The 13,504-nt window shown below is 41.0% G+C and carries 9 protein-coding genes; 5 read left to right on the top strand and 4 right to left on the bottom strand.

Features of this window, described 5'->3' with window-relative positions:
* Positions 1-173: 173 nt before the first annotated feature.
* Positions 174-1,067: an MlaD family protein gene (locus G7Y45_RS19845; protein WP_005781423.1), complete on the bottom strand. Its 894-nt coding sequence runs from the start codon at positions 1,065-1,067 to the stop codon at positions 174-176.
* Between the two features lie 19 nt (positions 1,068-1,086).
* Positions 1,087-2,340: an N-acetylmuramoyl-L-alanine amidase gene (locus G7Y45_RS19840; RefSeq protein ID WP_165016209.1), complete on the bottom strand. Its 1,254-nt coding sequence runs from the start codon at positions 2,338-2,340 to the stop codon at positions 1,087-1,089.
* Between the two features lie 108 nt (positions 2,341-2,448).
* Here G7Y45_RS19840 and G7Y45_RS19835 point away from each other — a divergent pair, with 108 nt between their 5' ends.
* The 3 genes from G7Y45_RS19835 (at position 2,449) to G7Y45_RS19825 (ending at position 5,024) form a co-directional block, all read left to right on the top strand.
* Positions 2,449-3,342: a transporter gene (locus tag G7Y45_RS19835; RefSeq protein ID WP_165016206.1), complete on the top strand. Its 894-nt coding sequence runs from the start codon at positions 2,449-2,451 to the stop codon at positions 3,340-3,342.
* A gap of 122 nt (positions 3,343-3,464) precedes the next feature.
* The gene (locus tag G7Y45_RS19830; RefSeq protein ID WP_032532008.1) at positions 3,465-3,935 is read left to right on the top strand and encodes a GNAT family N-acetyltransferase; all 471 of its coding nucleotides are present in this window, start codon (positions 3,465-3,467) and stop codon (positions 3,933-3,935) included.
* A 348-nt stretch (positions 3,936-4,283) separates the two neighbouring features.
* Positions 4,284-5,024, top strand: a complete 741-nt coding sequence (locus G7Y45_RS19825; RefSeq protein ID WP_022012171.1) for a CPBP family intramembrane glutamic endopeptidase — start codon at positions 4,284-4,286, stop codon at positions 5,022-5,024.
* A gap of 22 nt (positions 5,025-5,046) precedes the next feature.
* Here G7Y45_RS19825 and G7Y45_RS19820 read toward each other — a convergent pair whose 3' ends face one another.
* Entirely contained in the window at positions 5,047-7,140 is a 2,094-nt protein-coding gene (locus G7Y45_RS19820) for a retroviral-like aspartic protease family protein (protein ID WP_165016204.1), read from the bottom strand.
* A gap of 194 nt (positions 7,141-7,334) precedes the next feature.
* The gene (locus G7Y45_RS19815) at positions 7,335-9,641 is read right to left on the bottom strand and encodes a family 20 glycosylhydrolase (RefSeq protein WP_165016202.1); all 2,307 of its coding nucleotides are present in this window, start codon (positions 9,639-9,641) and stop codon (positions 7,335-7,337) included.
* 461 nt (positions 9,642-10,102) lie between these two features.
* Between G7Y45_RS19815 and G7Y45_RS19810 the strand changes: the two genes are divergently transcribed.
* Together G7Y45_RS19810 and G7Y45_RS19805 are read left to right on the top strand one after the other, a co-directional pair.
* Positions 10,103-10,639 carry an HD domain-containing protein gene (locus G7Y45_RS19810; protein WP_005781409.1) on the top strand — a complete coding sequence of 179 codons (537 nt, stop codon included), beginning with the start codon at positions 10,103-10,105 and terminating at the stop codon, positions 10,637-10,639.
* Between the two features lie 89 nt (positions 10,640-10,728).
* Complete coding sequence (locus G7Y45_RS19805; RefSeq protein WP_005781407.1) at positions 10,729-13,437, top strand: putative LPS assembly protein LptD; 2,709 nt, start codon at positions 10,729-10,731, stop codon at positions 13,435-13,437.
* Positions 13,438-13,504: the final 67 nt, after the last annotated feature.

Below are 13,504 nucleotides of genomic sequence, written 5' to 3'. Positions count from 1 at the left end.
TTTTGTAACTACTTATTAATTAATTGTTTATCAGATAAATTTCCACATACTATTCTTGAACCTGATAGCCGGTACAGATATCCTTTCTGTCTATGGATAGACTTTTAAAGGACTTCATCCTGTCCTTGTTTTGTAGGTGCTTATTTAGATAAATTCTATTTAAGAGGTTTCACCTACTTATCTTTTTTGCCAAACAGGGAGAAGTGGACATATCGTTTGGGATGTTCCTTCAGGTCTTCAAGCAAACTTGCTGCATTGATGGTAGTTTGGTTCAGGTTATTGTATAATTGTGGATCGTTTAGCAGCAAACCAACGGTGTTGTCTTTGCTGTTAAGCTTTTCTGTAAGCATTTTTACGTTACTGAGGGTTGCGTCTATTTTTTTGAACGTAGTGGCATAATCAATTTCTTTCAGATTGCCACTGATTACGATAAAGTTGTCTCCGATGGTATTCAGCTTCCCTGTTAATTGTGGAATATCATTATTCATCAATACTTTCAGCTGGCGGCTGGTAACTTCCAGATTGGCCGTCGTCTTTTCAATAGAATGCAGAGTTGCCGGGATACTTTGATCCGCCATAATCGTGTTCAGTGAAGTGAGGATAGAATCTAATTTAGGCAGCATCTTTTCTACGGCGGGCATCATAGCTGCTACCTTTTCCATCATTCCGTTGTTCAGAGTTCCGGGAATTGTATCACCTACCATATAACGTTCGCGCGGATTATTAGCCAATAAGATATTCATTCTTACTCCTCCCATCAGTTCGGGCACCAATTCGGCAGAGCTTCCTTTCGGTATGCGAAGATCAGTGTCTACTTCTACTTCCACGATGACATTTTCCGGTTGGTTGTAATCATAGGCAATATCACGGACAATACCTACACGGACACCGTCGGCAAATACCGGGCTGGACTGTGCCAGACCGTTTACATTATGGAATTTTACATAAAAATAGCTGGCAGGCTTAAACATATTAATGCCCTTCAGATAGTTAATTCCGAAAACGAGTAAGCACAAGGCTGCAATACCTGCTATTCCTATTCTGACTTCTTTCGTAATGAGTTTCATGTTTTGTTATTTAGTCTTTTTATTTATTTCTTCTTTTCTTAAATTCGGCTATAGCCTCATTGATATTCATTTTCTCTCCGTTGCGGAATGCAATGATGAAAGCATCCTTAAATAATGGAGTCACCGTATTACGGCGCGTCCGCAGCACCTTGTTATAATCAGGAGATGCCCCGTAAGTGTATTTGTATATTCCGCCTTCTTTATAGTAATCTACGTCTTTCAATCCCTTCAGTCGTTTGTCATTTTTGGCCAATGGACGTGAGGAAGTAAGTATTTGTATCTTAAACGTAATTTCGGAGTCGTTTGTTGTGCTTTCTGCAACAATTGGACGTTGAGTTTTCGCTTCTGCCATTAACTCTTTGGGGCGTGAAGAGTTTTTAGGTCTTTCTGCTGCTTTTTCTTGTGCACTATCTGTCTGTGCAATCACAGGTGCTTCTGTAGCTTCTTCGTCATCATTTGGCAAAATGGTACGACTGGCACCGGTCAAACGGATTTCGTGTTCTCTTTTATAAGCCAGAAATGCCCGATAGATTCCTCTTGCCAAAGTAGTAGTTCCTTCATCCGTATTCAGATAGCGTTCCTCTTCAGGAGTGGAAATGAAACCAAGCTCAACGAGAATACTTGGCATGGCACTGGCCTTTAATACCAGAAACCCGGCTTGGTGTACACCACGGTCTATCCGTTTGCAATGATGGCGAAACTGTTTTTGAACCAGAGATGCCAGATGCACACTCTGCTCCATATATTTATCTTGCATGAATTCGAAGATGATATATGATTCTGCAGAATTAGGGTTGAAACCTGCGTAACGGGTTTTATAATCATCTTCATATAGGATTACAGAGTTCTCCCGTTTGGCGACTTCCAGGTTGGCATCCGATTTGGCCAGACCTAATGTCCAGGTAGAAGCACCTTTGGCTGTCCGGTTATTGGCTAAAGCATTGGTGTGGATTGAAATAAATAGATCGGCTTTGGCATTATTGGCAATTTCGGCACGGCGATCCAGTGGTATAAAAACATCTTTGCTGCGGGTATATACTACTTTTACGTCGTTGCAGTTTTGCTTAATCTGATTTCCCAATTTCAATGCTACCTTCAGATTGATGTTTTTTTCTTTAGATATCTTTCCGATGGCTCCGGGATCATGACCGCCGTGTCCGGCGTCAATAACGACAACAAAATCTTTTGCCCAGGTACTACCGACGTTTAGTGGAGAAACGAGTAGCCAAAGGCAAATCAGTATATATAATATGTGTGGTCTACGTAGTTCCATATAAAAATAATGTGCAAATGTAGCAGAATTTTGTTGAAAACTCACTATTTAGTGTTAAGTTTTGAGTTTTTTACCTTACTTTGCACTCGAAATTTAAATGATATAACGATGCTGAAGTTCTTGAAAAATTGGACGCTTCCGGTAGCGATGTTGTTAGGCGCCATTGGTTATCCTGTATTTATCAGCCTTTCTTTTTTGACTCCGATACTGATTTTCACTATGTTACTGCTTACTTTTTGTAAAGTATCTCCTTGTGATCTAAAGCCTAAACCCTTACATTTGTGGCTTTTGTTGATCCAGATATTCGGTTCATTGGCGGTTTATCTTCTTCTTTATCGTTTTAATAAAATTGTAGCGGAGGGAGCAATGGTTTGTGTCATTTGTCCTACAGCTACGGCAGCGGCGGTCATTACTTCTAAATTGGGTGGAAGTGCTGCCAGTCTGACTACTTATACGTTGATTGCAAATATTGGGGCAGCTGTTACAGTTCCTATTTTCTTTCCGTTAATAGAGGCAAATCCGGATATTAGTTTTATAGATGCATTTCTGGTTATTTTGAGTAAAGTCTTTCCATTGTTGATTTGTCCTTTTCTGGTGGCCTGGTTTCTGCAGAAGTTCATTCCCAAAGTTCATCAGGTATTGTTAAGCTATCACGAATTAGCATTTTATTTGTGGGGTATTTCTCTTGCCATCGTAACGGCACAAACTATTTATTCGCTGATTAACGATCCGGCGGACGGACTGACGGAAATCATGATTGCAGTAGTTGCTTTGATAACTTGTTGTTTGCAATTCTTTTTAGGGAAAACCTTGGGTAGTGTCTATAATGACCGAATCAGTGGAGGACAAGCTTTGGGACAGAAGAATACGATTCTTGCCATTTGGATGGCTCATACTTATCTGAATCCACTTTCGGCTGTGGGACCGGGGAGTTATGTTTTATGGCAAAACATTATTAATAGCTGGCAATTGTGGAAAAAGAGAAAGAATGATATGAAATAGAGAATGTAAGATACCGATTTGAAGCTGTTGGACTTTGTTTGTCCCTTTGTTTTTCCTTTTTCCTACTTATTACTGGATTACTATACTGGCGATGTTGTCAGAAAATAAATAAGGATGTAATTATGGATATTGTTTCATTGCGAAAGAATCCTCAATATTTAGAGGAAGCGATTGCTTATTTCCAAAGTAAATGGGCTGACGAAAACAGTAAAATGGTCTATGACAACTGTTTTAGAACCTGTGTGGTGTCAGAATCTCCCTTACCACAGTTCTATCTTCTGATGGATAACGAAGAAATAATAGGTTGTGCCGGACTTGCAACAAATGATTTTAATTCACGAATGGATTTGTATCCGTGGCTGGTTGCCTTATTCATAGAGGAACGATATAGAGGACATAATTATGGAAGATTATTAATCGAAACCGTAGAAAAAGATACCCGACAATTGGGGTTTGGGGATTTATATTTGTGTACAAAACATATAGGCTATTACGAACATTTCTGTTTTAATTATATAGGAGATTGCTATCATCCGTGGGGGGAGCATACACGAGTTTACCAAAAACATATCACTTTCTCAGCTGATCTTTAGAGATACTTCTGGCATTTACACGTTTGCCACAAGTTTAGTATATTCCTTTGTCTATATAGCAAACTAAACCTTACTTCTATTGGAGCCAAAATATCTGTGGTAGTAAAAAGAAAAACAATCTTTTTCTTTTTACCAGCTTTGTTTTTATGATTGGCTACCTTTTGTTACCTTTGTGTATCAGGCTCATTATTCGGTGAATATTTTTGTTTTCTTACTATCTTATTACCCCGTTATTAATTATAAGAGTATATTTAGTTTGGTATATCTATAGCCGGTATAATGTACAGTGGAGATAAAGAATTTAAAGTGCCCTCTATCCGGTGGGACGGAACTATAAAATATTGGATTATGGATAAAATATTGCGAGCTTTCTGGAATCGTTATTTTCATTATGATTGGGCTTTTGGTCTGTTCCTGATTTTATTATTCGGTGTTCCCCGGTTTGTTATTGTCCTGCAATCTTACGTGACAAGAAGTTATGGTATAGTGATGTTTGTTTTTTTAGCCATGTGGTTTGTACCCTTTATTTTCCTTACCGGATACGGACGAAAATGTATTGGCATAAGGAAGCCTGATCACTGTGGACGTTTGTTTTTGTCTTTTATTGCGGGAGGGATGTCTTGTGCTGTTATATTTGCCCTTTTCTTTTTATTATATGATAAAACAATAGATAACGCGTTTGTATATATAGGAGGGAATAATCCCGGGGCATTCATTTCAGGACCTGATAAGCAGCTTTATTTTTGGATAGCTGTTATTCCAAGTATGATATTTAGCCCGATAGGGGAAGAGTTTCTATACCGTGGGGTGATACATGGCAGTTTTGTTCAAAGGTTTGGTGAGTCGAAGGCCTCTGTTTTAGATTCATTGGCCTTCGCTGTTACCCATGTTGCCCATTTTGGTATTGTTTATGTTTCTGGTATTTGGCAATTTCTTCCTTTCCCGGCTATTCTTTGGGTTTTATCCATGTTCGTAGTCAGCCAAATTTTTTTCAGATGTAAGCAGTTTTGTAATTCCATTTGGGGAGCCGTGTTTGCACATGCGGGTTTCAATTGCTTTATGATGTATTTTATTTTTTATCAGTTATAGAACACACTCTCACTTTCTGAATTTAGTTAAGTTCTGATAGTTTCATGTGCTCTACATCGAATACTACTTTTTTGTTTGCTCTGCTTAATTCCTGCAAAGAAATCTGTTGGGCATTGGGAGTGGGATTACCTATCGAATACCGTTTTGTATTGTCGTCCGGATCACGGAAACAGAATGTATAGTTTATCAACAGTAGCGGGTATTGTTTGGCATTGGGATAGGTCTGAGGGTGTTGTGCCAATACGATCCTTTGATTTTCAATAGAAAACTGAGGAAGCAGGCGTATGAAAGTGTTCCCTAATACAATTTCTGTTTCCTCTGCGATGTCGAACTGTACATTGTTTATCAATAGGTCACCTAACCTCAATTCATCGGCTATTGCCATGCGCTTCTTGCCACCTTTACCAGTACTGTCTTCAAATTCAATGATTTTCATTTTAAGTTTCTGGGCATCGGCTTCCGATATGCTTGAAAAACTGTGGTCTGGAGCAAAGTAGAGTTTACTTTTTATTTCATTTATCTTTCCCCTTACTAAAAGTCCTTTTTCGTCAAGAGTAGTACTGATAGATACTTCCGGTTTTGTCCAAATGAGCCGCTGTGCCCCGAAAGGCTCTAAAGCTACGCATTTATTGTATCCGTTTATTATGTCAGGGACAGCTTGTGCACAGATTTTCATTAATTCGCCTGCCTCTTTATACATTCCCAGATAGGCTAATGAAGCGGCACGCAGGTTGAGTACAGAAAGTATACTTCCCCCAAGCTCCTGTTGGTATTTGCCTAACAAACTGTCTGTGTGGTGGATACAGCTTTCCGGATTATTTTTCATAAACCCGATAAATGCATTGGTAAGCCATCTGCCTATTTCGTCGGTAGTTTTCTCTATCCGTTCATATTGAGCATCCAAGCCCATAATGTCTCCGCTATTGATATATTCTGAATAATTTTTACGTAACTGATAATCTTTGCCGGAGAAGTTCATACGGTCGAAGTTGAGTGTACAGGTTTCGAATCCGTAGAAGAATGGGAACCCTAATAATCCGGATTGTCTGGTTATGGAATCCGCTGTATATGTATTGAAGAATTGTACCGGACAATCATTCACGTCCATCACTTTGACGGAAGCCGTGTCCGGTGTGTGTATGAAACTTCCTTCTCCGCCTGTGTCTAATAGATAACTCCGGTTGTTCGCGAATAGAAAAACACAACCGGTTTCTGCGAAACATATATTAGGATCGATGGGCTGCCTTTGCTCCTCTTTTCTGAAAGTTAATTTGCCAAATTCGAATTCTATTTTAGAGATTCTCCGGAGTTCTTTTATTCCTAAGATGGCGTCGTGACCGGAAAAGATAGGATCCTTTTCAACAAGAGAAACATGGACTACCGTGTTGTGGAAAGTGATATTACCCAATTGTAAAGTCTCTACGAAACCGGTGGTGGCTTGTGAAGTACCGAACATGCTGTTTACGGATATGGTATCTCCTATACATGTCACGTTACATTTGCGTGCCATCTCCTGAGTGAGAAAAGTATAGGGTGCTCCTGTATCGAAGATGGTGTTAGGCAATTCGGTTTCATTTATTGTCATTGAGAGTATTAACGGATATGTATAACTTGTAGGAAGTGTACAGGATGTTCCTGGAAAATCTATCCGGAAATTATTTTTTTCCAATAAACCTTGGATTATTTTTTCTGAACAAAGGAAGTTTCCTTTTCTTTCTATCGCTTGGTAGAGCTTTTTATCTTTGCGCAAGGTCTGCCACCAGGAATTGAGTTGTCTGTAGTTCCCTTTTTCCAGAAGTTTCTCTGTTTTGGCATAACAATAGGCCAACTTTTGTTCCGGAGTACACTCTTCCGGATATAGAGTGAGGAGAGAGTCTACGCATTGAAGCATTTCGTCGGGGCGATTAAAATAATAATTCAATGATACTTTTGCATGTAACCGGGTTGCTTCATCCATCACAGAAGAAGAATCGTTATACAGTTTCCACAGTTGTGGAGCGTCCTGATAATCGTCTAATGCTAATATTTTCGACCTTAAAGAAGTGGTTGTTTGTGAAAAGGCAGTCATTGAAAAATAAATTGTACAAGTAAGAATGCCGAGCTTTAGTCTTGCCATAGTAGTATATGTTATAATTCAATTAGTTCTTGTGAATTTATGTGTTTTTTATGCGGAGTCATCAGTGTCGGCATCAGAATCCGGCATCCTTTTTATATAAGCCATAGATTACACTAAATGTAGATAATCTGTCAGTTCTACCTTCAATGTAATCTATGGCATATTAATGAAGTTTTGTTCGTTGACCCGAATCTTTAGTGTGCGAACAAGTCGTTTGTCGGAATTTCATTTCCTTCGCTACCTGTTACAGTCATTTTCAGTTGTCCACCGTTTTGGTCAAAGTATCGTACTTCTATTGGGTGGTATCCTTTGGCCAATGCTTTCTGTCCAATCACTTCGCGCGGTCCGTGCGGTCCGTCGTTGTTGATGACTTCTTCACCGTCTATCAGTAAGGTACTGCCGTCATCAGACAGCAGGGCAAAAGTGTAAATGTCATCTTTCGGAGCATTGATAAATCCCTTGATTACCAAACCGATGTTTCCCTTTGCTTTTTCTGGGATCATTATTTTCTCAATGACATAAGTTCCGTTCAGTGGAGCTTTGGGGATGTCATCGCATTTGCTGCCTTTAAATTCATACCATTCAGCTTCCAGACCTTTGTTGGAAGGAGTGGTAGTTGTGGCTGGAGCATATTCGCTCTTAATGAAACGCGTACGTGCGATATCACCGGCTTTCCCGTTAGGACGGAACGTACGGAAGGTAAAATCGGTTGTTTCTTTCACTGGGATAGGACCTTCGTATCTGGATGATTGCAGCGTCGGAATGCTTCCGTCGGTAGTATAACGAATATCTGCACTCGGATCCAGGCAAGTCACACTAACACTTCCCTCACCAATGAAAGCGTTGTTGCGGTGGAAACCTTCCAGATCGGGGATACGATAATTGATACCCATGATGTTGAGGCGTTCGAACTGATTGGCCAACCGTTGTGCAAAGGTATTCCAGTCTTTCTGCGAAGCCTGGCTCCATCCCAATTCGGCAATGGCCAACAGACGTGGAATAGCCATGTATTGCATCCGTTCGCGTGAGGGAATCCATTCGCACCAAATGTTTCCCTGTACGCCTTTGATCAGTCCTTGTTGTTCAGGAGTCGCTCCCTCGATCGTCAGGTCGAGATCGTAAATGTTGCGTACAGAATTCTTATCTTGCTGATAATCCAGGTAGAACTGGCTGTTGGGGGAGAAGATGATTGGGTTGCCCTGTTGGGTAGTCTTTTGCGGAGCATCCTTGACCCAGCTTCTCCACCACATGACGGTAGCAGTCGGGCTTAATCCACCTTCGATGATTTCGTCCCAACCGATCATCTCTTTGCCTTTTGAGTTGAAAAACTTTTCCATGTTATGGATAAACCAGGCTTGCAGTTCTTCTTCTGTCTTCAATTGGTTGTCTCGCATACGTTTCTGGCAGTCGGGACATTTTTTCCAGTTTGTCTTTTCCACTTCATCGCCGCCGATGTGCACGTATTTATAAGGGAACAGGTCTATCAGTTCGCTATATATGTTTTTACAAAACTCTATTGCCGATTCTTTTCCGGGGCAAACAGGAGAGGAGAAAGTGCTTCCCCAACCTACTTTGTCTGTACAGGCTACTCCGGAATAATTGCTGACGGCTGCCAGCATGTGACCCGGCATATCGATTTCGGGAACAATATCGATGCCGCGTACTTTGGCATATTCTATTACTTCTTTTATATCCTCTTGTGTATAATATCCGCCATACAGCGTGTCACCTTCCACAATGCGAAGCTTGTTTACCGGAATCCGGTAATCGGGGTTATCTTCCGATTTAGCCAGTTCCATGCATGACCGGTCGTGTGAATTGAACGTACGCCAAGCTCCTTTTTCGGTGAGTAACGGATATTTTTTGATTTCAATGCGCCATCCCTGGTCATCTGTCAGGTGCCAGTGGAACTTATTCATTTTATAAAGTGCCATTACGTCAAGCAGTTCTTTTACTTCTTCTTTGGTATAGAAGTGGCGGGATACGTCGAGCATAATACCACGCCATTCGAAGCGCGGGGCATCTTCAATCTGTACGGCGGGTATGGCCCATGTCACGCTGTCCACCACCTGCTTCGATTCAATCTGAGGCGGAAATAACTGGCGGAGTGATTCGATACCGGCTATCACACCGTTATAAGAATTTCCCGTAATCTCTATTTGATCGGGTTTTGCGGTGAGCGTATATGCCCCCTCCTTGCCTTCTATGGCAGTGGTAGAAAGAGTGATGTTTCCTTTGCCTTCTTTCACCTGGATGTTATATCCGGTGGCTACTGACAGAATACCTTTCAGGTACTCTGCTGCTGGAAGCAGTTCTGGATTGGTGGTACCGATGATGGTGTTTGGGGTTAATACAAACGCACCATGGTTCTGTTGCACTTTGTTTGGCAACGGTACAATAGAAACATCTCTGGTAGCGGGAGTGGGGCTACAGCCCGTCAGCAGTAATGCGCCGGTGAAAGCACAGGTTGCTAACCATTGTTTGTAAGATGGTTTTGTCATAAGGATAATTATTGGATTGTTTTTCAAATTAGTTTTAGTCTGCTTACTTTTACTGTATGAAAAGCACAAATATACAATCAATTCTTTTGATAATCTTCATTCCTGATTGAAAAACTGTTGCTATCTTTGCTCTTACGTAAACTTTCGCAGTCGGCTGTATGTTTCTTCTTCAGAAGAAATCGGTTTATTAAGTTGCTTTTTGCCTGTTTGTCAGTGTTTGTCATGGGATGGCTAATGTTTTGACGTATTGCTTCTTTCGATTTATGTACGTGCCTTCTTGAGACCACGGCTGTGATTCAAAGAGATCGCAATTGTGAACTGATGGAACCACAGTTGCAGATTGAACTGAATAACAAACTAAAAACTGTTGATAAATGCGTGAAATTGATAAGATAAACAGTGTGAATTTGCTTACTGAATAAGGAATGAGCAAGCCGGAAATTATAAAAAGTGAATAGAATATGGGAGCGCTTGATTTAATTGATAAATATTATCCTCAGGATAATGAGTTAAGAAATATATTGTTGGTTCACAGTCGTTCGGTTGCCGATAAGGCATTATGGATAGCCGATAAGCACCCGGAGTTGAACCTTGATACTACTTTTCTGAACGAAGCTGCCATGTTGCATGATCTCGGAATTTTTCTGACACATGCTCCGGGCATTAAGTGTTTGGGTAAGGAGCCATATATTTGTCATGGATATCTGGGAGCCGAGCTGGTGCGCAAAGAAGGTTTTCCGCGACATGCTTTGGTTTGTGAGCGTCATACCGGTGCGGGACTTTCACTGGAAGAGATTATTAAACAGCAGCTTCCTATTCCGCATCGTGAAATGTTGCCGGTCAGTATAGAAGAACAAGTGATTTGCTTTGCTGATAAATTCTTTTCGAAAACACATCTTGATCGTGAAAAATCGGTGCAAGATGCCCGTAAAAGTATTGCCCGGTACGGTGACGAAGGACTTCGACGCTTTAACAATTGGTGTGAGCTGCTTCTTTAGTGCCTAAAAAAGAATTAAAAATCAAGATTCTCAAGTATATTTGGTGAAGATTGTGTACTTTTGCCCCTTCAAGCGTAAACTATTAGTTAATGACGCCATTGAAAGCAAATACAATACTATCATTTATACTATTATTGATCCTCTTGATGCTTCCGGATGAAGCGATGGCTCAACGTCGCCGTGTCAGAGAGGTGAAGGGGCCTATCACTTATTCGCCCCAGCAAACTGATTCATTAAAAGCAGATACGTTGAAGGCTGATACCTTGTCGTTGCAATCTGCCAGGAAGAAGAAACAACCTCTGGATGCCCCTGTGGTTTATTCGGCTAACGATTCCATTGTTTTTACCGAAGGTGGCTTTGCACATCTGTATGGTGATGGTAAAGTGAATTATGAAAAAATAGAATTGGGAGCACAGATCATCACCATGAATATGGATAGCAGTACGGTGTATGCTCGTGGTGTGACTGATTCGTTAGGGGTTGAACAAGGCAAGCCTGTGTTTAAGGATGGCGATACGCCTTATGAAACCAAAGCAATCCGGTATAATTTCAAAAGTAAAAAAGGATTTATCAATAACGTTGTAACTCAGCAGGGTGAAGGATATGTTGTGGGTAATAATGCCAAGAAAGGAGCTAATGATGAACTGTTTATGGAAAACGGACGTTATACGACCTGTGATCATCACGATCATCCACACTTCTACATGCAGTTGACCAAGGCCAAAGTTCGTCCCAAGAAGAATGTGGTGACTGGGCCTGCCTATTTGGTGGTAGAAGATGTACCGTTGCCATTGGCTGTACCTTTCTTTTTCTTTCCTTTCTCCAGCAGTTACTCTTCTGGTTTTGTGATGCCAAGCTACATGGACGATTCCAGTCGTGGTTTCGGATTGACGGGAGGTGGTTATTATTTTGCCATCAGCGATATAATGGATCTTAAGTTGACCGGAGATATATTTACGAAGGGGTCATGGGCCGGTAATCTGGAGACTAATTACAATAAACGTTATAAATATTCCGGTTCGTTACAGGCCGGCTATCAGGTTACTAAATTGGGAGATAAGGGATTGGCTGACTATTCGGTTGCCAAAGACTTTAAGATTGTATGGAATCATCGGCAAGACCAGAAGGCCAGTCCGAACAGTACTTTCTCGGCAAGTGTGAATTTCGCGACCAGTAGTTATGAGCGTACCAATATCAATAACCTCTATAATTCTCAGCTGATGACTCAGAATACGAAAACTTCGAGTGTCAGTTACTCCCGCAGTTTTCCGGATCAGAAGCTGACGCTTGCAGGTACTTTCAACATAGCCCAGACCATGCGTGATTCTTCAATAGCTGTCACTTTGCCTGACTTGAATATCACTCTTAGTACTATTTTCCCTTTTAAACGCAAACGTGCGGTAGGTGAAGAGCGTTGGTACGAAAAGATTTCCTTGCGTTACTCGGGGCGTCTGACCAACAGCTTGAAAACTAAAGATGACCGCTTGTTTAAAGCAGGTTTTAGAGAGTGGGAGAATGCGATGCAGCATAACATTCCAGTGCAGGCCACCTTTACTCTTTTCAAGTATTTGCAGGTAGTGCCTTCATTCAATTATACAGAGCGTTGGTATACCCGTAAGGTGATGAAGAGCTATGATGAAACTACTCAGAAATGGGATACACACCCCGGCGATACGATTCATGGGTTCTACCGGGTATTTAATTATTCGGCCAGTTTGTCGTTGAGCACAAAGATGTATGGTATGTATCAACCTCTGTTTATGAAGAAAAAGGAAATACAGATTCGTCACGTCTTTACACCGCAGATTTCGTTGAATGGTTCTCCAAGCTTCGGACAGTTTTGGGAATACTACCGTGATGCAGACGGTAATGACCAATATTACTCTCCTTATTCCAGCCAGCAGTTTGGTACGGCTCCGCGTGAAAAGTCTGGAACGGTTAGTTTCGATGTATCGAACAACCTGGAAATGAAATACCGTAACAAGAAGGATTCTCTTATGAAAATAAGTCTGATCGATGAGATAGGCTTTAATCTTTCTTATAATATGGCGGCAAAGAAACAGCCGTGGAGTAACCTGAATATGCGTTTGCGTATGAAGTTTAAAAAGTTTAATAACTATACGCTGAACATGAATGCGGTGTTTGCCACTTATGCTTATACATTCGATAAGTCGGGTAATGTAATAGTCGGTGATCGTACAGAATGGTCTTACGGACGTTTCGGACGATTCCAGGGATGGGGATCTTCTATCAACTATACTTTTAATAATGATACTTGGAAGAAGTTGTTCGGAAAAGATAAAGATAGCGATCAAAAAAAGAAAAAGGATAGTGCTGACGACGAGGGAGGAGATTCAACCGGTGACGAAGTGGTTACTGAAAAGAAAGTTGAGAAAGCACAGGCAGACAGTGACGGATATCAGGTTTTCAAGATGCCATGGTCACTGAATGTTAACTATTCGTTCCGTATTAGTGAGGACCGTAGTAAGCCGATCAACCGTAATACCATGCGTTATCCGTTTAAGTATACGCAAAATATCAATATGTCGGGTAATCTGAAGATTTCCAATAACTGGTCGTTTACATTCAATTCCGGATATGATTTCGAAGCGAAGGAGATCACTCAGACCTCTTGTACGATTACTCGTGATTTGCACTGTTTTAATATGTCCGCCAGTATTTCTCCTTTCGGACGTTATCGCTATTATAACTTTACGATTCGTGCAACGGCCAGTATCCTGCGTGATTTGAAGTGGGATAAGAGAAGCCAGACTCAAAGCAACATCCAGTGGTATTAATAAATATCTATGAACGATAAACGGTGAACAATTTACGCTTTCGTGCTACAAATTGTTCACCGTTTAT

Origin of the sequence: Bacteroides sp. ZJ-18 (assembly GCF_011038705.2) — a bacterium.
Classification (GTDB): domain Bacteria; phylum Bacteroidota; class Bacteroidia; order Bacteroidales; family Bacteroidaceae; genus Bacteroides; species Bacteroides hominis.
Note: the sequence above shows the minus strand (reverse complement) of the source record. Positions and strands in the feature narration are given on the sequence as shown.